This is a genomic window from Scopulibacillus darangshiensis (assembly GCF_004341035.1).
Classification (GTDB): Bacteria; Bacillota; Bacilli; order Bacillales; family Sporolactobacillaceae; genus Scopulibacillus; species Scopulibacillus darangshiensis.
On sequence record NZ_SLXK01000023.1, the window covers coordinates 52,782 to 73,244 of the forward strand.

Sequence of the window (20,463 nt, forward strand, 5' to 3'; positions counted from 1 at the left end):
AAATCACTCCTGGATCCTTTTTTCAATCGCCCGGGCATGAGCCTCTAACCCTTCATACCGGGCAAATTCGGCAATCTTGCGGCCGTTGTTTTGCATAGCCTCAAAACTGTATTGGATAATGCTTGATCTTTTAACAAAGCTTTCTACACTTAAAGGACTTGAGTACCTCGCCGTTCGATTCGTCGGTATGATATGATTCGGTCCGGCAAAATAATCTCCGACCGGCTCTGAGCTATAAGCTCCTATGAAAATGGCACCTGCATGCCTAACTTCCGGCAGAATCTGTTCCGGGTTTGTAACAACAATCTCTAAATGCTCTGGTGCCAGTTTGTTGACCGTTTTAATGCCATCATCATAGTCTTCAACGAGGATAATTTTCCCGAAGTCGTCTAATGACTTTTTGGCAATCTCCGCTCTCGGGAGGCTTCGGACCTGCTTCTGAATATGACTTTCTACCGCTTTTCCGAGCGATTTTGATGTGGTCACAAGAATAGCCATTGATAAAGGATCGTGCTCGGCTTGGGAAAGCAAATCTGCTGCTAGCCAATCAGGGTTTGCTGAATCGTCCGCTAAAATAACGATTTCACTTGGGCCTGCCAAACTATCAATGGCCACGGTCCCGAATACTTCTTTTTTCGCTGCCGTAACATAGATGTTTCCCGGGCCGACAATTTTATCTACCGGTTTTATGGTCTCAGTCCCGTATGCCAAGGCCGCGATAGCCTGGGCGCCGCCAACCTGATAGATTTCTTTTATGCCGATTTCATTAGCTGCAGCAAGCACACCATCAGAAATTTCCCCATTCTTCTGTGGCGGGGATACGAGCACTATTCTTTTGACACCGGCAACGAGTGCGGGAATAGCGCCCATTAATACAGAGGATGGATAGGCGGCTGTTCCGCCCGGAACATACACTCCGACAGCATCCAAGGGGGTGACCCTTTGTCCAAGGCGTGACCCGTCAGCATGTGTCACATCCCATGAATCAGGTTTCTGTTTCTCGTGAAAGCTGCGAATATTGCCCGCTGCTTCTTTTATCACCTCTATGAAAGTGCCCGGCAGATCCCTATAGGCTGTTGCAATGTGTTCGCTGTCAGCATGCAACGTTTCTAAATCAACGTGATCAAATTGCTTAGTATACGAAAGCAATGCTTTATCACCGTTCACTCTGACCTTAGCGATAATTTCCCTTACCGCCTTTTCATACTCCAAGAATCCATTCATGCCCCTGTTATCTAAAAAAGACAAATCACCGTTTTCGATCCATTGCATAAGCATTTCCCTCCACAACCGCTGACAGGCTTTTGATCATCGCGTCAATTTTATTTTTCTTTAACCTGTAACTTACTGGGTTAATGATCAGCCTTGATGTTATGTCCGCTAATTTTTCTGTCTCAACCAAACCATTTTCCTTTAGTGTCCGCCCTGTTGATACGATATCAACGATACGGTCCGCGAGTCCAATCAGCGGAGCAAGCTCGATGGATCCGTTCAATGTAATGATCTCAACCTGCTCACCTTGTTCCCGGAAAAATCTTGAGGCAACATGTGGATATTTTGTCGCTATCTTTGGCATGACGGGGTCCGGCTTTAAATCGGGAAGGGTTGCCACGGCTAGACGGCAAACACTAATGCCAAGATCAAGAACCTCATAGACATCCCTTTTTTCTTCAAGTAAAACATCCTTCCCAGCAATGCCAAGATCCGCCACACCATGTTCAACGTATGTCGGAACATCCATCGGTTTTGCTAAAATGATACGGAAGCCGGTCAACTCCTCCGTTAAAATAAGCTTTCGTGATTTTTCTATTTCAACGGGAAGCTCGTATCCGGCCTTTTTTAAAAGGTCCGCTGCCTCTTCAAATATCCGGCCTTTGGGCATAGCAATGGTCAGTGTTTCAGACATAAAATCACCCCTTTCATCAGCTCTTGCTGTTTTCTGTATAGAATAAAACGCGGTCGAATCCTTTTGTATATGTTTTCAAATCCGCAATGCCAGTTTGCTCCTGCAAGACGACAGCTTCCCCCTCGGAACGCATTTTGGTTGCGGTATAATAGGCCTCCGCATAATGCTCCGGACTGAAAATAACTGCCGTTTTTGTTGAGTACGATTCCTTAGAAACAAACCCGACTGCTTCCATCAGCCGATCAAGGCGAATGCCAAAGCCTGTGGCAGGTGCCGGCCGATCGAATTTTGCCAGCAATTCATCATACCTGCCTCCGCTGCATACAGCAAAGCCGCCGTTCCCGCCATATCCTTCGAAAACAAAGCCAGTATAGTAGCTGAGGTGACTGACTAATGTCACATCCAAATCAATCATGTCACTCACACCGTAGACCTTTAACAGCCTTAATAGTTCAGTTGCGTCTTGATAAACCTTTTGGCCGTATGGCTGTGGAAGCAGCTCTTGTATTGCAGCAAGTGTCTCTTGATTGTCACACCGCCTTGATTCAACGAAGGTCAACAGCCGTTTTCTATTGTCCTTGGATAACTTTAAAGAAGACGTATATTCCTTAAAACCAACGTCATTTTTTTCATATAAAAAGTTCTTCAGCTTATTGACACAGTCCTGGTCGGGTGCAACGTCCTTCAGCAAGGCATCAACAAATCCGATATGCCCTACTGCTATGCTTATATTTTCCAGTCCACTTAGTTTTAACAATTTGACCATAAGACCAATCATTTCAGCATCGCCATACGGTGTGACGTCCCCTATAAGTTCAGCGCCAATCTGTTCAAACTCACTCGGACGGCCGCCTTCATTTTGTTGAGCGCGAAATAACGCTGCTGTATAGGCGAGGCGCAGCGGCAACGGATGCTCTTTTAGGCCTGATGCAGCGACACGGGCAATGGGGGCTGTCATATCAGGTCTTAGAACAACCGTATGTCCCTGGCGATCAAGCAGTTTGAAAAGCTGATTATTTGTGATCGCTGAAACCCTTCCAACGGTGTCATCGTATTCTAAAGCCGGCGTTGCCATAAAATCATATCCCCACTTTTCAACCTCTGTGTGGCATTCCTGCTTTATTTTATTAAGAATGCTTTGCACTGCGGGCAATGTGTCGCGCAGGCCCAACGGTTTTTCAAACATGAAGGGTGTTGTCATAGCTATCATCCTTATATTTAATAATCCAAATGCTTTAGTTCGCTAATATGCTAATACAATAAAGATAAATTGTATATTACAAGAACTCTTGTTATCTGTCAATAGTTTTTTAAAGAAAAGCGCCATTTTATACTAAATCAGACTTTTCCAATTTACCTTATATAATCATTCTTAAAGTATTATAATAAGAGTGCCCCTTTTTTTGGTTATCTTTCATGTTTATTGAAAAAAAACTACATATCAAATGCATTATTATTTACGGGAAAAGGAATGAAGGAGGTAAAACGTTGAACCGGATATTTTTAATTTTGATTATTATTGGTGTACCCGTTTCAGTTGTCGGAAGTTTCTTGCATTGGCCGCCGATTTTAATGTTTATATTGGACTGCGTTACGATTGTTGGGCTGGCAAGCTTTATGGGCCGGGCTACCGAAAGCTTAGCTATTGTTGCAGGCCCATCAATTGGCGGGCTGCTGAATGCAACGTTCGGAAATGCGGTGGAATTGATCATTTCAATTTTTGCCATAAAAGCGGGTTTGATCAACGTTGTGCTGGCTTCAATTACAGGCTCGATCATCGGCAACCTGCTTTTGGTTGGAGGGCTGTCCTTTTTCGTTGGCGGTTTAAAATATAAACGCCAGCGCTTTAATATTTACGAGGCAAGGCATAATGCGGGGATGCTGATCTTTGCTATTGTTGTTTCTTTTGTTTTCCCGCTAATTTTTTCCATGGAGCTTGGGGAAGCTGACGCCAAAATTTTAAGCATTGGAATTTCAATTGTCATGATTATTATTTATTTGGCTGCGTTATTTTTCAAGCTTGTCACACATCGGGGTGTTTATAAACAATCGGCGGATGAGGCTGAACATGACGGTGAAGAGGAACCCGAGTGGAGCGCTTGGAAGGCGATCACCGTTCTGGCTGGAGCAACAATCGCTGTTGGTTATATTAGTGAAAATCTTGTCCATACCTTCGAGCCTGTTGCCAAATCGTTTGGGTGGACGGAATTGTTTATCGGGGTCATAATTGTTGCTATCGTCGGCAATGCGGCAGAACATGCTTCGGCTATTCTGATGGCTTACAAGAACCGTATGACGGTGACAGTAGAAATTGCCATAGGTTCAACCTTGCAGATCGCCATGTTTGTTGCACCTCTGCTTGTTTTGCTGTCACTCGCGTTCCCGACATTTATGCCGCTGATTTTCTCAGTGCCGGAGCTTATCGTAATGATCCTAGCTGTTTTCCTAACGATTGCCATTACCAATGATGGAGACACCAACTGGTTTGAAGGCGCCATCCTCTTAGCAGCCTACCTCATTATGGGATTTGGGTTTTTCTTACTTTAATAAGAGACGCGAAAGAACTTCCAAACTGGAATAACAGCTTCACTCATCCAATTTAGGACTCAGATTCTGTTATTTAAACGAGAAAAAAGTGTCTGGCACACATTGTCAGACACCTTTTTCTACCCTTTATTCAGTTTTCGTTCCATTGCCCGCTTGACACGGGGCTTCGGGTCCCAACAATTAAATTGATAACCCGGTTTTGTTTCATAGCCAAGCCGGGAACACATCGTCACCCTTTTGCCTTCTCCTGTCTGGATACGAAAATGGCGGCATGATGCACAGCAATGATAGTGGTCAATGATTTCTTCATTCACCGCATATCCCCCTCTGTTAATCCCTATTCTTACGCTCCCTTTGTTCTTCCTTGGTATAGATCAATTGCATCGGGTTCCCCCCGACAAATGCGCCCTCAGGGACATCCTTATGAACAAGCGTTCCTGCGGAAACAACCGCACCATCACCAATAATGATGCCGGGCAAAATCGTACTGTTTGCGCCGACCATGACCCGATTGCCAATATGAATTTTCCCTAATCGATATTCATCAATAAGATATTCATGAGCGAGCAGTGTTGTGTTGTAGCCAATTACTGTATTCGCCCCGATGGTAATATACTCGGGATACATAATATCCGGCATCACCATGACGGCGAGGGCTGCGCTTTCTCCAATGTCCATTTTCAGAAACGTCCGATAAAGCCAGCGTTTTAATTTGACAGATGGTGTATAACGGCCGATTTGAATGACCATAAAATTTTTGACAACCTTCCAAAAAGGAACTGTCTTATACAGCTGCCATAAAGAGTTGGGACCCTCTACTTTATAACGCGCCGTACGTCTCATTTCACCGCGGCGCCTGCGATATCAAGGAGCTCTGCCATATCGTCTATAACAAAATCAGGCTTTTCACTTTCTATAACAGCACGGCCTTTAATACTCCAAGCGACGCCAACTGTTAAGACATTGGCATTTTTTCCTGATTGAATATCATATGGGCTGTCACCGATCATTACGGTTGATGTCACATCAGCATTCAGCGCTTTCATTGCACGTAAAACCGGCTCAGGATGCGGCTTGGCATTGTCAACATCATCGATAGTCACAACAACATCAAAAAACTCCTCGAGCTTTGCAAGTTTTAATCCCATTAACACGGTCTTACGCCTTTTTGTCGTCACAATTCCAAGTTTGAATCCTTGCTCAGCCAGTATACCTAGGGTTTCATAGACATGGGGAAACTCAGTAACCAGGGAATCATGCATGCGGTGGTTATGCTCCCTGTACATTGCCACCATGTCATCTGTCCGTTCTTCATCAATTCTGCTGAAGCTTTCCTCCAGGGGTTCCCCGATAAAGGCAATGATGTCTTGTCTCGTGAACCGCCCAGGGTAATAATGTTCTAATGTATGTGTAAAAGAAGCGATGATAAGCTCGTTGGTGTTAATTAACGTTCCGTCCAAATCAAATAATAGTGTTTTGATCATACGGATGCACTCCCTTTCCCTTTAAAAGCTATTGATCTAAATACCTCACTTTAGAATAACCTCTTACATGGCGATAAATCCAAATACAAATACAAAGAACAATGAGCACAATCGAAATCACTTGAGCCATCCTTAGTGTACTCGTTAGCATCAGGCTGTCAGTCCTTAAGCCTTCCACATAAAACCTGCCTACGGAATACCAGATCACGTAAATCATAAACATTTGTCCGCGCCCTAAGTTCGCCTTTCTTAACAGCATTAATAGGACGAACCCAAGAAAGTCCCAAAGTGATTCATATAAAAAGGTCGGTGCGTAATAGGCCCCATCTATGTACATTTGATTAATGATAAACTTTGGCAGATGGAGTTTTTCCAAAAATTGTCTTGTTACCTCACCACCGTGAGCCTCCTGGTTCATAAAATTACCCCAACGTCCGATAGCTTGTCCAAGAATTACGCTTGGGGCAGCAATATCCGCGAGCTTCCAGAAGGAAATCTTCTTTATTTTACAATAAACAATTGCTGTTCCCACTGCTCCAATTAAAGCGCCGTGAATGGCAATCCCCCCGTGCCATACCGCAATAATATCAGAGGGATGCTGGGAATAATATTGCCATTCGAAGATAACATAATATAATCTCGCGCAAACGATCGAAATCGGCACAGCAAATAAAATTAAATCAATGAAAGTATCATTTGGGAAACCGCGCCGCTTCCCCTCTCTCATTGCCAGAATTAAACCCAACAGGGCACCGGCGGCAATGATGATCCCGTACCAATAAATATGAAATGGACCGAATTCAAGAGCGGCCCGATTTAAAGGCTGAATATCCTGATTCATTTAACTCACTCCCTTATATTCAAACTGGGCGATTGGCCGGCCTTTTATAGGCCCAGCCAGAGGCCTAGTTGTACTTATTCCGTCAGTTATTTATTTTCTTTTAATGCATCATTTAGGCGGTCAGAAAATTGTTTGGCCGCATGAACACCCATCTTTTTCAGTCTAAAGTTCATTGATGCCACTTCTACGATGACTGCGAGGTTTCTTCCGGGACGAACCGGCAGTGTTAATCTTGGCAGAGGCGTGTCCACCATTTGAGTGTGATCTTCCTCCAAACCAAGACGGTCATACATTTTTTCCGGATTCCAAAACTCAAGATGAATAATCAATGAAACCTTTTTATAATTTCTTACAGCACCTGCACCAAACAAAGTCATCACGTTAATAATCCCCAGCCCGCGGATCTCAAGCAAATGTTGAATTAATTCGGGTGCGTTTCCTACTAATTCATTTTCACCCGCTTGTCTGATCTCTACCGAATCATCAGCAACAAGGCGGTGGCCTCTTTTGACAAGTTCCAAAGCCGTCTCACTTTTGCCAACACCGCTGTCACCTGTTAACAGCACACCAACGCCATAAACATCGACGAGCACACCATGAACAGATGTCATTGGAGCGAGCCGTGTTTCAAGATAATTTGTCACTAATCCACTCAGTCTTGTTGTTTTTAAACTGGAGCTTAAGAGCGGCACATTACTCGCATGAGCCGCATCAATTAGTTCTTGGGGTATGTCTAATCCCCTTGACACGACAATACATGGAGTTTCATCACTGCAAAGCTTAGCTGTTCTTTCCAGTCGATCTTCTTTTGATAAAGCACCGAAAAAAGACAGCTCAGTTTTGCCAAGCAATTGCATGCGTTCTGCAGGATAATAAGTAAAAAAGCCGGCCATTTCTAAACCCGGCCTCGAAATATCGCTCGTAACAATCTCACGTTCAATCCCTTTTTCACCGCTTACGAGCTTTAAATCAAAATGCTCAATTAGCTCGCTTACTCTTACTTTTCCCATCGTTATCCCCTACTCTCTCTTGCTGGTCAGTCCTTCATCCCGCAGGCCTTGGGTAAAAGCCTATGTTTATTTTAGCATGTTTTTAGATTAACCCAAACAGGAAAAAGCTGCGGGTTATTTCTTCCGCAGCGGCTTAATAATTAATGTTTGGATGATGACGTTGCAAACAGCCATGATAACCGCAGCCAATAATGCGGTGCCAAAGCCATCAATTTTAAAATCCGGTCCCATAATACCAGCCGTAATCCATAATGTTATTGCATTAATCACAAAAAGGAAAAGGCCCAATGTAAATACCGTTACCGGCAGCGTTAAAATGACAAGGATCGGTTTCACAATCAGGTTGAGTATCGAAAGAATAATGCTTGCAATCAGTGCAGAAGAAACACCGTTTAAATGAAACGAATCAATGTATCCTGCGATAACAACGAGAACGATCGTATTGACAATGATGTTAATGATCCAATTCTTAAACAAATACCATCACGAACTTTCTTCAGGGATAATAAAGGTCGAAATAAAGTAGACGAGTACTAACGGTAAAAATGGTATTAATAATACCATAAAAATGATTCGGACAACCGTCGGATCGACATTAGTATATTCGCCGAGTCCTCCCAAAATTCCTGTTAATATTCGATTTTTCTTAGACCGATAAAGCTTCTTCATGAGTATCACACCTCATTCAAACCAAAATGAAATGGGCGCTTGTTTAAACTGCTCTTAGAAAACCAGCGCCCGATTAGGATTTAAGATCAAACAGTTTGTTTTTCTTTAATGCGTTTCTCCATCCGTAATTTGTCCCGCTCTAAAATAGGCTGCAGGTAGCGCCCGGTATAGGATTCAAGTGTCTCAGCGACCTTTTCCGGCGAACCTGTGACGACAATCGTTCCCCCGCCATCCCCGCCTTCGGGTCCAAGATCAATCAGGTAATCGGCTGTTTTGATCACATCAAGATTATGCTCAATAACGAGAACAGAATCCCCATTATCGACGAGCCGCTGCAATACGTCAAGCAAGCGTGAAATATCATCAACATGAAGACCAGTTGTCGGTTCATCTAAAATATAAAGCGCTCGGCCCTTGGTCCTGCGATAAAGTTGCGATGCGAGCTTCACACGCTGCGCCTCACCGCCTGACAATGTCGTGGCGGGCTGTCCAAGTGTCATATAACTAAGGCCCACGTCGTAAAGCGGTTCAATACGCCTTTTGATCCTTGGGATATTCTCAAAAAATTCCAAGGCTTGTTCAACAGTCATATCCAATACATCAGAAATCGTTTTACCTTTATATGTTACTTCAAGTGTTTCCCGATTATAACGTTTGCCCTTACAAACTTCGCATGGCACATAAACATCCGGAAGGAAATGCATTTCGATTTTTATAATCCCGTCACCCCGGCATGCTTCACAGCGGCCGCCTTTGACATTAAAACTAAAACGGCCTTTTTTATAGCCTCTAATTTTTGCTTCATTCGTTTGCGCGAAAACCTCGCGAATCATATCGAACACACCTGTGTATGTTGCCGGATTTGAACGGGGTGTCCTGCCGATCGGCGATTGATCTATGTCAATTACACGGTCGAGATTGTCGATACCTTTAACCTTCTGGTGCTGCCCCGGCTTATCTTTTCTGCCATGAAGCTTTTGCGCCAAACTTTTAAACAAAATATCATTCACAAGCGTGCTTTTGCCAGAACCTGATACACCTGTCACACATGTGAATAACCCAAGAGGGAAGTCAACACTGATATTTTTAAGGTTATTTTCACTGGCGCCAATCACCTTAATCACACGTTTTGCCGGCTTCCTTCTTTCAAATGGAACGGGAATAAATTTAACGCCGGCTAAATACTTTCCTGTTAAAGATTGTGGATCCTTCATTAATTCGTCCGGTGAGCCCTGCGCTGTAATATAGCCTCCATGCGCCCCCGCACCTGGTCCAATATCGATAATATGATCTGCGGCAAGCATCGTGTCCTCATCATGTTCAACAACTAGCAGCGTATTGCCAAGCTCCCGCATTCTTATCAGTGTTTGTATTAATCGGTCGTTATCCCTCTGATGCAAACCAATGGAGGGTTCATCGAGAATGTAAAGCACACCCATCAACCGCGATCCGACCTGGGTAGCTAGTCTGATTCGTTGCGCTTCGCCGCCGGACAATGTCCCGGCCGCGCGGCTTAGTGTTAGATAATCCAAGCCGACATTTACTAGGAAGCCGGTTCTCTCAATGATTTCCCTTAAGATTAACCGAGCAATCGTTTGCTCTTTTTCTGTTAAATCCAATCCGTCAAAATAGGCTTGAACATCTCTTATGGATTGATCAGTGACCTCACTAATATGTCTGCCGCCAACCTTTACCGAAAGTGCTTCGGGCTTCAACCGGTATCCGCTGCATGTCGGGCAAGGTTTCTTGGTCATGTACCCCTCCATTTGTTCACGAATATAATCTGAACCGGTTTCTTTGTAACGGCGGCTAATATTGTTCAAAACACCTTCGAAGGTGATATTGCTTTCCTTTACCTGACCGAAATCATTCTCATACGTGAAAAGAATCCGCTCTTTACCGCTTCCATATAAAATTTTATCCATCTGACTTTTCGGCAGTTTGCTAACAGCAACATACATATCGATGCCATAATGATCGCAGACACTTTTCAATAGCTGTGGGTAGTATTGTGAACTTGTCGGCTCCCAAGGTGCAATCGCATGGTTTATTAGCGATTTATCCCAATCCGGAACAACGAGATCGGCATCGACTTCAAGCTTCGTCCCTAAACCGTCACAAGCAGGACACGCCCCGAATGGACTATTAAATGAAAAGAGCCGCGGTTCAAGCTCACCGATTGAAAAACCGCAGTATGGACAGGCATGATGTTCACTGAAAAGCAGTTCCTCACCGTCGATGATATCGACGATCACCCTGCCATCCGCCAGCCTCACCGCAGCCTCCAAAGAATCAGCAAGCCTAGACTGGATGCCGTCTTTGACAATAATCCGGTCAATCACTACTTCAATGTTATGCTTTTTGTTTTTCTCAAGCTTGATTTCATCGGCGATCTCCCTAAGCTCACCGTCGACACGGACCCTAACGTAACCCTTTTTTTTCATATCCTCGAGCACTTTAACATGCTCACCTTTGCGGCCTGATACAATGGGAGCAAGGATCTGCATTTTTGTCCGTTCGGGATATTCCAAAATCCGGTCAACCATTTGCTCAATCGTTTGTGAGCTGATTTCAATACCATGGTTCGGACAAACCGGATGTCCTATCCGTGCAAACAGCAATCTCAAATAATCATATATCTCAGTTACCGTTCCTACAGTTGACCTAGGATTGCGGCTTGTCGTCTTTTGGTCAATAGAAATAGCCGGTGACAATCCTTCGATCGCATCAACATCCGGTTTATCCATTTGGCCAAGAAACTGCCGCGCGTAGGCCGATAGTGATTCAACATAACGCCTTTGCCCTTCAGCGTAAATTGTATCAAAGGCAAGCGACGATTTCCCCGAACCAGACAAACCGGTAAGGACCACAAGTTTGTCCCGGGGGATGGTGATATCGATATTTTTTAAATTATGTTCACGCGCACCTTTAATCACGATATTTTCTAATCCCATGGAGGTCATCCTTCCGCTTTTAATTCCAAAATAACATCCCGCAACTCGGCAGCTTTTTCAAAATCAAGCCCCTTTGCAGCCTCTTTCATTTCCTTCTCCAAATTATTTATGACCTTTTTCCGCTCTGTCTTACTCATTTTAGACAAATCAGGCTTATCATCATACACTTCAGTCTCTTCTGCTGCGTGTGTGGCCCGAATGAGATCAGGGATAGACTTATTAATGGTCATCGGTGTGATGCCATATTTCTGGTTATGCTCTGACTGAACCTCCCGGCGCCGCTCAGTCTCATCTATCGCAACACGCATGGAATTCGTGATGCGGTCGGCGTACATGATCACACGGCCGCTGGCATTGCGCGCTGCCCGTCCCATTGTTTGAATAAGCGACCTTTCTGAGCGCAGAAATCCTTCTTTATCAGCATCTAAAATGGCGACAAGTGACACTTCAGGTATGTCCAGCCCTTCCCTTAACAGGTTGATTCCTACAAGAACATCAAAGGTGCCCATCCTTAAATCACGAATGATTTCAATCCGTTCCAGTGTTTTGATTTCTGAATGGAGATAGCGCACTTTAACCCCCATGTCGTTTAAATAATCCGTTAGATTTTCGGCCATTTTCTTGGTCAAAGTTGTCACTAACACACGCTCACTTTTCTCTGTCCGCTTGTTGATTTCCCCCAGCAGATCATCGATTTGCCCTTCGATCGGGCGGACATCGATTGTCGGATCCAATAATCCAGTCGGCCGAATAATTTGTTCCACAACATCAGGCGCATGTTCCATTTCATAAGGGCCTGGTGTTGCGGAAACGAAAACAAGCTGGTGGACATGGTCTTCAAACTCCTCAAATTTTAACGGCCGGTTATCCTTAGCGGACGGCAAGCGGAATCCATGGTCTACCAACACACTTTTCCGCGCTTGGTCACCATTGTACATACCCCGGATCTGTGGCATTGTTACATGTGATTCATCTGCGATAATCAGAAAATCCTCAGGGAAATAATCCAGGAGGGTATACGGAGTTGAACCGGCTTCTCTCAAGGTGAGATGTCGTGAATAGTTTTCAATGCCGGAGCAAAATCCCATTTCCTCCATCATCTCAAGATCATACCGCGTTCTTTGCTCAAGGCGCTGGGCCTCTAAAAGCTTGCCTTGATCCTTTAATTCTTTTAAACATTCATTAAGCTCTGCTTCTATATTTTTAATGGCAATCTTCATTTTTTCTTCTCTTGTTACGAAGTGAGATGCCGGATAGACGGCGACATGGTCACGGTCACCGATGATTTCCCCGGTCAGCGCATCAATTTCTGTAATCCTGTCAATTTCATCGCCAAAAAACTCCACGCGAAGGCAATGCTCGTCTCGTGAAGCGGGGAATATTTCTACAACATCGCCGCGCACGCGAAATGTTCCGCGAACAAAGTTGATATCATTGCGTGTGTATTGAATGTCAACAAGCTCTCTTAACATTTGATCGCGGTCCTTTTCCATACCCGTTCTAACCGATAGAACCATGGCTCCGTACTCTTCCGGCGATCCTAAACCATAAATGCATGACACACTGGCGATGATGATGACATCGTCGCGTTCAAACAATGCGCTGGTCGCCGAGTGCCTCAGTTTGTCAATTTCATCATTAATGCTTGAATCCTTCTCTATATAAGTATCGGACTGGGGAATGTATGCCTCAGGCTGATAATAATCGTAGTAACTGACAAAATATTCAACAGCATTATTCGGAAAGTATTCCTTAAATTCACTGTACAGCTGCCCGGCAAGTGTCTTATTGTGTGCAATGATTAATGTGGGTTTGTTAACTTGCTGAATAACGTTGGACATCGTAAATGTCTTCCCGGTACCCGTTGCTCCGAGCAGGGTCTGATGTTTTTTATTATGTTTAATCCCTTCGACGATTTGCCGAATGGCCTCGGGCTGGTCACCCTCCGGCTTATATTTTGAAACGAGATCAAATCCCATCATTGCCCCTCCAATTGACTATATCATGGCATTAATTATAACACATTCTAACAAGAAAAATACCAAAAAAGCGAACAAATATTCCTTGTTTTTTCAATAGAGATTTCTTAACAGGACTTTGAGGATAATCCTTTTTCATGTGAAAAGCAATTAACTCCTCTTATGCTATAAAGAAAACTCGCCGATTGGCGAAGACAGATGCATAGTTGCGACGCACAGGACGTGCTAGTACTGGCGTTGTAACAGGATGTTACGCCTTTAGCCAATGCACTTATGTGCGTCAGAAAGGCTACTGCCTGCCACCTCGTCTACGTTGCCTTGCGACGAAGCGAAGTGGAGGAGCACATATACTTTCTGATTAACTAAAATAAAAACCATCCAACTGCTCGGACAGATGAATGGTTTATTACACTTTATTTAATGAGCGACCATTTTTTCGCCAGAAGAAAGCCAATACCAACAGAAAAAATGCCGATAACTATTGTATACCATGGCATGGAAAGCCGGGTTAAAAGCATTATCGTTAAAATGACTGTCAGAATAGGGGCTACATAAGCATTAAATGTGACTCTCAGTAAACCTAACACGACAATACCAGGTAATAGAGCTGAAAGGATAATAACTGCAGCTAACACGACGGCCACCTCTTACTTTGCTTTAACATATTGGTTTCTTTTAGCAGGCTCCAGGAAAAGCAGCCCTATCTTATGGTAGTCTCCTTGATGGATGGAGCCTTTTACAAAACGTGATTCACCGCAATGGTCAATTATTTGCAGCTTGCAATAAGCAACATTCTGCTGAAGGGCAAAATAGAATTCTGTTTCAGTGCGAAAAGACTGATCGTTGACCCGCCACACCACTTCACCAGGCTTTATATGCATACGGTCAGCTGGACTGTTCGGAATAATGCCGACGACTTTAAGTCCTTCAGCAGCCTCCTGAAAGTAAAGCGGCTTATAGTCCAACAGATAATAATGATAGATAACAAGACAAAGCCTGCTTAATAAAGCAATAACAGCACCAAGAATAACAATGACATCTAAATCGAAATAAGCGGCAACCCCCACTAAAACGCCCGTGGCTATCGTTGTAATAAGCAGCCAATGCCCCGTGTCCCTTACAGCGGACTTTGGCAGTTTGTGTGTAATTAATTGCTGTAAGCCAACTCCAAGCGGAAAGAGGACAAAACCAAAATCGAATCCATTGCTTAACGGCCACCACCCGGCATGTCCTACACTTCCATTCATCGGAACGAGGAAAAATAACGGCACAATCCACAATTTGCTGGCTTCATGCGCCCCAGCCTTTTTCCCGCGCTTACTATTGATCAAGCGGGGTGATATTTGCTGCCCGCCCCATATATATACAAGCAGGCACTCTACCAACAAAGAAAGCATAAAAAAAGTGCCAAATGCAACAAATGAAACATGACGGATATCGTCAATCCAATGGTCAATGGTTGTCATACCTGTATGTATGTCCGGAAAAATAAAAGCGATTATAATTGCAGCTCCAGCTGCAATCGACGGGGACAGGTATCGAAGCTGTGTAGAGAGCATAATTAAGAGATAGCAAGCAGATAGAAGCGCTATAACTCCCACAGGCAAAGCGATCCCCGTCACGAGAAGCACCACGGTTGCCCCGGCGCCCATGATTAAACTGGGGCCAAAGCACGCAAAAACATTGTTGAACATACCGAAGACCTTTATACCAAAAGAAATCCGTTCACGCCTGACTCTTTGATACCCGAATAAAACTAGACCAATCCATAATAAATAAAAGATTGGGTTATAAAACATTGTTAAGATACCTTTTAATATGTCAATAACCATTCTGTTATCCTCCGTAAATTGAAGCATATCTCCCTCAAGTCTACCATAATTTAAGTGGTAGTTTACAGCCGATTCAAATAAAAAAGCATCCGTATGAGACGGATGCCCTTGCTTTAGAAGAGTGATCTTTACTTCTTAGCTTTTCATTTCTTTTTCCAAAGTTTTAATTGCCGCTTTTAATTGCAAATCATTTTTTGGATTATCGACAGCTTGAATGACGCCGGTCTGCAATTTACCAGCTGTTTTTTTGTTAATCGACCCTGTTACATGCAGATCGTTAGTTTCCTGGAACGCCCTTACTGCTTTAACGGTCTGTTCGCCATAATAGCCATCCACCCGTCCGGGATTAAGCCCAAGACCTTTGAGCATTTTTTGGGCGTTGGCAATTTTTGTACCGGTATGGTCATAGCCCAAAACTTTACCCTTATCCAAAGTGATTGGTGTTGTATAAAAGTAGTCAGGCTGCTTAACCTTAACAGTCGGTTTGATCCCTTTTTTATGGATCCAGTTTCCATCCGGTGTCAGCCATTTAAAGGTTGTAAGCTTTAACTCGCTATTATCGGACATTTCTATCCCCTGCTGAACAGTGCCTTTACCGAATGATTTCGTTCCGATGAGAGGGTAGCCACCTGCTTCATTTAAAGCAGCTGAAAGGATTTCTGCCGCCGAAGCACTGCCATTGTCAATTAAAGCCGCAATCGGATAAGGCTTCTTTTCTTCTAAAGAAGAAAAATAACGCTCTTTTTTGCCATTGCGATCCTCGATTTGAACAATAGGCTTATCCTTTGTTATAAACTGTCCCGCGATGCTTTCAACCGCCTGGAGATAGCCGCCCGGATTGCCGCGGACATCAATGATCAACCCGTCGATGCCCTTATCTTCGACCTTTTTCAGTTCAGTATTAAATTCTTTATCGGTGTTTGCATTAAAGGACGTGATATTGATGTACCCTATTTGTTTATTATCTTCTTTAATGACTTTTGACTTAACAGTGCGAAGCGGAATGTCACCGCGCTTAATTTCAAAAGTCAGCGTGTGTGTGACACCAGGTCTGTTCACACCAAGCTTTACTACCGTCCCTTTTTTTCCTTTAATTTTGTTTACAGCTTTATACAGACTAAGACCTTTGGTTGATTTGCCGTCTATTGTAACAATTTGGTCATGCGGTTTGAGACCTGCCTTTTCTGCGGGTGAACCCTTAATTGGCGCAACGATACTGACAACATTATTTACCATGCGCACCTCAGCGCCTATACCTTGGAAGGAGGACGACAGGGACTGATTAAAATCCTTTGCAGTCTTCGGATCCATATAGGTTGAAAAGGGGTCGTCAAGCGCTTTAATCATCCCTTGTATAGCACCGTCGTAAAGCTTATCTTCATCAACCTTCTTAAAATAGTTCTTCTCAATCAGGTCATGAATAGCCCGGACCTTTTTCACCTCGCCGCTTGGAGATGACGAATCGACTTTTACGATCTTTTTCTGTCCATCATGCCCTTCTGGTCCAAAAAAACTTAAGGCTGCATAAGACCCGCTAGCACCAACTATTAAGGAAACAATCATTAATAATGCTACAATTTTGCCGCTGAATCTCATAGATTTCCCCACCCCTTTAGTTAAGAAAGAGCATCACATTTATTGATGTGATGCTCTTAATCTACTCCATCATGATTGTCCATCTATTATGGATAATACACTATATGAGTTGGTTTGTCCTATTATGATTGTTTATCCAATGTAGTTCAAAGGGTTAACTGCCCCGTTATGCGGAGGCGGTGTCCAAGGCCCTTGATACAGTTCGAAATGCAAGTGAGGTCCTGTTGAATCACCGGTGCTTCCCATAGCACCAATCGTTTGTCCCTGTGAAACCGCTTGGCCAGCTGACACATTATAACCAGACATATGAGCATAAACCGTAGTATATGTATGCCCGTTAATCCGATGTGTTATCATGACACAGTTGCCATAACTTGATGAATGATAAGCTCTAAAGACGACGCCGTCTGCCGCGGCATGAATCGGTGTGCCCGTGCTGCTCGCAATATCGATTCCGGGATGGAATCCACCGTCACGGGCACCAAAACCTGATGAAATAACCCCAGCTGCAGGCATTATGAAATTAGCGCTGCTTTCCGGTGCTGATTGTGTTGACCGTGTTGTCGCTGGTGCCGGATTCGGATCAGAAGAACGGGATACGGGGGCGGATTGTTTTGCCTCTTTTTCCTTCGCGGCAGCCGCTTTCCTTTTCGCTTCTTCTTGAGCTTTTTTCCTTGCTTCTTCTTGTGCTTTTAATTTTGCTATGTTGTTTTTTAGGACTTGTTCCTGAGAAGCCAAAATATCGGCTTGTTCTTGCTTGCCAACGACGTCTTCATGAAGTTCGCTTGCTTTAGATTTCAAATCCTTTAATAAGCTTTGCTTTTTAGCCTTTTGCTGGTCAAGATCAGCTTTCATAGATTTCATATCGGCTAAATCCGCTTTGATTTGATCAAGCTTTTGTTTAACTTGGGCTTGTTTTTCCTCTAAAAGCTTCTTATCTTCTTGTTGTTCGCGAAGAAGCTTCTTATCCTGTTTAGCAATAGTATTCAAGGCTAACACACGGTCAACAAAATCACCAAAGCTTTTGGCGCCAAGCAAAACCTCCATTGGTTTTACAGAGCCGCCGTTTATGTACATTGTTTTCACACGTTCTTTAAGTATTCTGTCACGCTTTTTTATTCTTTCTTTTGCCGCATCAATTTCTTTGTTAAGGTGCTCAATTTCCTTCTTAGTATCAGCGACTTGATTTTCTTTGCCTGTGATCTTCACGTTTAAATTCTCAATATTTTCGTCGACTTCCTGAATCTGTGAGGCTACGCTTTGCTGCTTATTGTTGTTACTTTGAAGCTCCTTCTTGGACTTATTAAGATCACTTTGATTTTGTTCTTGCTTTTTTTGGACGTTATTAATCTTTTGCTGAATATCAGAGCTCGTCTCAGCGTAAGCACTGACCCCTGAATAGGCCAATGCTGTGGAGACGGTAAGTCCAAATACCATGGTCGTTCGCAACAGAGTTGATTTCATGCGTTTCTCCCCTAACTTATCAATATTAAACCTTTAGAAACTTTCGTACGGAACTGACGCTCCCCCATACACCAATAACTGCACCGATCAATAACAACAGTAAACTTAGATAAAACGACATGGTGTTGTAAGGGACTAATTCTATAAAAAACGATTCGAATTTCCCGCTAAAACGCAAGTAAATTTCCCTGTACCCTAGCGTGACTAAAACAATCGGAATAATTGAACCTAATACCCCAAGCAAAAGGCCTTCAATAAAATAGGGCCATCTGACAAATGAATTTGTGGCACCAACGAGTTTCATAATCTCAATTTCTTTTCGTCTGGCAACGATTGTTAGTTTAATTGTGTTGGCAATCAAGAATATTGAAGTGAATAATAGGCCAATGATTAGTACAACACCAATATTCCTGGCGATATCAACAAATTTAAATAACTTTTCAACTGTCCCTTTGCCGTACCTGACTTCAGACACGTGTGGATATCTTTTGACGGTATTAGCAACAGTAAGGGTTTGTTTTGGTTTTTCGGTTTTCAATATAAAGGCATCCGGTAATGGATTCTCCTTTTTCAAGGAAGCGAAGACATCACCGTCATCTCCCATACTGTCAATAAGATTGTTAAGCCCTTCTTTACGGGATTGATAATTAATTGATTTAACGTCTTTGACCTTCTCAAGTTTTTCTTTAAGCTGCTGCTGGTCAGCTTGTGATGCTGTCCTGTCAACATAGACACGAACTTCGACATTGTTTTCGATTTCACTGGCAATTTTATTTAAATTGAGCATGACACTCAAGAACAAGCCTACTAATATGAGCGCAACTGTTACCGCACTGATTGAAGCAAAGGTCATCCAGCCGTTTCTTCCCAAATTCTTTATGCCTTCTTTACCATGGCGGCCTAGGGTTCTAAGCTTCATAACCGTATTCACCTCTCTGCTCATCACGGACAACCATGCCGCCTTCAATGGCTATGACTCTCTTTTTCATCGTGTTTACGATGTCCTTGTTGTGAGTTGCCATGACGATTGTCGTTCCGCTTTCATTAATTTCCTCAAGAATCTCCATGATTCCCCACGCGTTTTCCGGATCCAAGTTACCTGTAGGTTCATCTGCAATGACCACTAAGGGATTGTTAACAATCGAGCGGGCAATTGAAATACGCTGTTGTTCACCGCCTGAAAGCTCATCGGGGAGGGAGCGCGCTTTATGTTTTAATTTTACGAGGTCCAGAACGTCCATAACGCGCTTTCTAATATAACGTGGGTGTTCTTCGATTACTTCGAGAGCAAAAGCAACATTTTCATAGACTGTTAGTTTGGGGAGGAGTTTAAAATCCTGGAAAACTACCCCCAGTTTCCTTCTTACTTTCGGCACGTGCCGGTTCCTGAGTTTGGTAATGTCAATGCCTTCAATGAGAATTTTCCCTTTTGTAGGTTTGACCTCTCGATGCATTAACTTAATAAAAGTTGATTTCCCTGCACCGCTGGGCCCGACTATGTAGACGAATTCACCTTTTTCAATATGAATATCTATTCCGTTGACAGCCATAACCCCATTCGGGTAGGCCTTCCATACATCCTTCATTTCGATCATGCTATCACTTCCTAACCCATCCCTGTTTTGCTGGAATTTTTAATCCCAAACTTTTTTGCCTAAAACGGCTTCTCTATCTATTATTGATCCCTATTAAGTTCGACTCATTTATCGTCTTTTCTTTTCAGCTAGAACCTATTATAACACCCTGATACGACAATTTAAGACAAAAAAATATTACATTTTCATTTCAATATACAAAAGGAAAGGAATAGACACGAAAAGCTGCCGTTTAGCTTTAAGCGAGCTAAATAATTCGACATCATTCACTGAAATAAGGCAGTTATTAACTTTAAAATAAAATAACAATTCATAAGCCTGAATTATTCATACATGCGATGGAAAATGAGATTTAAGTCCAAAGCTACCCTTTTTAATCCTATTTTTGGGAAAAAGTCTATGAAATTCACTGCTTCGAAAGAATAAAATGATTTGGCTTATCGAAATCACCTATTTTTGGGCGTACTTATCCCTTGGTGCTTAAAGGGCTCTTTTGGCCATTAGCCCTTTCGAATTATGTAGTACATTGGCGGGTGATTTACGCTACTGGCACTCGCTTTCCGCGGGCACGGCTTCAGCCTCCTCG

19 protein-coding genes are annotated in these 20,463 nt (G+C 43.3%); 1 reads left to right on the forward strand and 18 read right to left on the reverse strand.

All coding sequences use genetic code 11. The annotated features are described in order from the left end of the window. Positions 1–3: 3 nt before the first annotated feature. The 3 genes from hisD to EV207_RS14710 are packed head-to-tail and all read right to left on the reverse strand — an operon-like array spanning position 4 to position 3,107. Positions 4–1,278, reverse strand: coding sequence for a histidinol dehydrogenase (hisD, locus tag EV207_RS14700; RefSeq protein ID WP_207902959.1), 1,275 nt, complete (start codon positions 1,276–1,278; stop codon positions 4–6). Further along, the gene (hisG, locus tag EV207_RS14705; protein ID WP_132746911.1) at positions 1,250–1,906 is read right to left on the reverse strand and encodes an ATP phosphoribosyltransferase; all 657 of its coding nucleotides are present in this window, start codon (positions 1,904–1,906) and stop codon (positions 1,250–1,252) included. Before hisG ends, hisD begins: the two co-directional genes overlap by 29 nt. Before the next feature lie 16 nt (positions 1,907–1,922). Further along, a complete protein-coding gene (locus EV207_RS14710) occupies positions 1,923–3,107 on the reverse strand; it encodes an ATP phosphoribosyltransferase regulatory subunit (RefSeq protein ID WP_243647092.1) in 1,185 nt (394 codons plus the stop codon). A gap of 287 nt (positions 3,108–3,394) precedes the next feature. On the opposite strand from EV207_RS14710, the gene cax reads away from it, so the two are divergent. Continuing rightward, the gene (cax, locus tag EV207_RS14715) at positions 3,395–4,453 is read left to right on the forward strand and encodes a calcium/proton exchanger (protein WP_243647093.1); all 1,059 of its coding nucleotides are present in this window, start codon (positions 3,395–3,397) and stop codon (positions 4,451–4,453) included. A 119-nt stretch (positions 4,454–4,572) separates the two neighbouring features. On the opposite strand, the gene EV207_RS14720 is transcribed toward cax, so the two are convergent. From EV207_RS14720 to ftsE, 15 genes are all read right to left on the reverse strand, one after another. Next, positions 4,573–4,767 (reverse strand): hypothetical protein, encoded by a 195-nt coding sequence (locus EV207_RS14720; protein ID WP_243647094.1) that lies wholly within the window; start codon positions 4,765–4,767, stop codon positions 4,573–4,575. Positions 4,768–4,783: 16 nt separating this feature from the next. Continuing rightward, positions 4,784–5,296, reverse strand: a complete 513-nt coding sequence (locus EV207_RS14725; protein ID WP_132746913.1) for an acyltransferase — start codon at positions 5,294–5,296, stop codon at positions 4,784–4,786. Then, positions 5,293–5,937: a pyrophosphatase PpaX gene (gene ppaX, locus EV207_RS14730; RefSeq protein ID WP_132746914.1), complete on the reverse strand. Its 645-nt coding sequence runs from the start codon at positions 5,935–5,937 to the stop codon at positions 5,293–5,295. The genes EV207_RS14725 and ppaX overlap by 4 nt, the downstream gene beginning before the upstream one ends. Positions 5,938–5,965: 28 nt before the next feature. Beyond that, complete coding sequence (lgt, locus tag EV207_RS14735; RefSeq protein ID WP_132746915.1) at positions 5,966–6,778, reverse strand: prolipoprotein diacylglyceryl transferase; 813 nt, start codon at positions 6,776–6,778, stop codon at positions 5,966–5,968. Positions 6,779–6,864: 86 nt separating this feature from the next. Beyond that, positions 6,865–7,788, reverse strand: a complete 924-nt coding sequence (hprK, locus tag EV207_RS14740; protein WP_132746916.1) for an HPr(Ser) kinase/phosphatase — start codon at positions 7,786–7,788, stop codon at positions 6,865–6,867. 114 nt (positions 7,789–7,902) lie between these two features. Then, complete coding sequence (locus EV207_RS14745; RefSeq protein ID WP_132746917.1) at positions 7,903–8,265, reverse strand: phage holin family protein; 363 nt, start codon at positions 8,263–8,265, stop codon at positions 7,903–7,905. A 6-nt stretch (positions 8,266–8,271) separates the two neighbouring features. Continuing rightward, positions 8,272–8,457: a PspC domain-containing protein gene (locus EV207_RS14750; RefSeq protein ID WP_132746918.1), complete on the reverse strand. Its 186-nt coding sequence runs from the start codon at positions 8,455–8,457 to the stop codon at positions 8,272–8,274. A gap of 86 nt (positions 8,458–8,543) precedes the next feature. Beyond that, the gene (gene uvrA, locus EV207_RS14755; protein ID WP_132746919.1) at positions 8,544–11,411 is read right to left on the reverse strand and encodes an excinuclease ABC subunit UvrA; all 2,868 of its coding nucleotides are present in this window, start codon (positions 11,409–11,411) and stop codon (positions 8,544–8,546) included. Positions 11,412–11,416: 5 nt separating this feature from the next. After that, positions 11,417–13,393, reverse strand: coding sequence for an excinuclease ABC subunit UvrB (uvrB, locus tag EV207_RS14760; protein WP_132746920.1), 1,977 nt, complete (start codon positions 13,391–13,393; stop codon positions 11,417–11,419). A 410-nt stretch (positions 13,394–13,803) separates the two neighbouring features. Then, positions 13,804–14,025: a DUF2198 family protein gene (locus EV207_RS14765; RefSeq protein ID WP_165886962.1), complete on the reverse strand. Its 222-nt coding sequence runs from the start codon at positions 14,023–14,025 to the stop codon at positions 13,804–13,806. Positions 14,026–14,037: 12 nt separating this feature from the next. Next, complete coding sequence (locus EV207_RS14770; RefSeq protein ID WP_132746922.1) at positions 14,038–15,222, reverse strand: PDZ domain-containing protein; 1,185 nt, start codon at positions 15,220–15,222, stop codon at positions 14,038–14,040. A gap of 135 nt (positions 15,223–15,357) precedes the next feature. Beyond that, complete coding sequence (locus tag EV207_RS14775) at positions 15,358–16,818, reverse strand: S41 family peptidase (RefSeq protein WP_132746923.1); 1,461 nt, start codon at positions 16,816–16,818, stop codon at positions 15,358–15,360. A 132-nt stretch (positions 16,819–16,950) separates the two neighbouring features. Continuing rightward, on the reverse strand, positions 16,951–18,282 hold the full coding sequence (locus EV207_RS14780; RefSeq protein WP_132746924.1) for a murein hydrolase activator EnvC family protein: 1,332 nt from the start codon (positions 18,280–18,282) through the stop codon (positions 16,951–16,953). Positions 18,283–18,307: 25 nt separating this feature from the next. Next, positions 18,308–19,201, reverse strand: coding sequence for a permease-like cell division protein FtsX (ftsX, locus tag EV207_RS14785; protein WP_132746925.1), 894 nt, complete (start codon positions 19,199–19,201; stop codon positions 18,308–18,310). After that, complete coding sequence (gene ftsE / locus EV207_RS14790) at positions 19,191–19,877, reverse strand: cell division ATP-binding protein FtsE (protein ID WP_132746926.1); 687 nt, start codon at positions 19,875–19,877, stop codon at positions 19,191–19,193. The genes ftsX and ftsE overlap by 11 nt, the downstream gene beginning before the upstream one ends. Between the last annotated feature and the right edge of the window lie 586 nt (positions 19,878–20,463).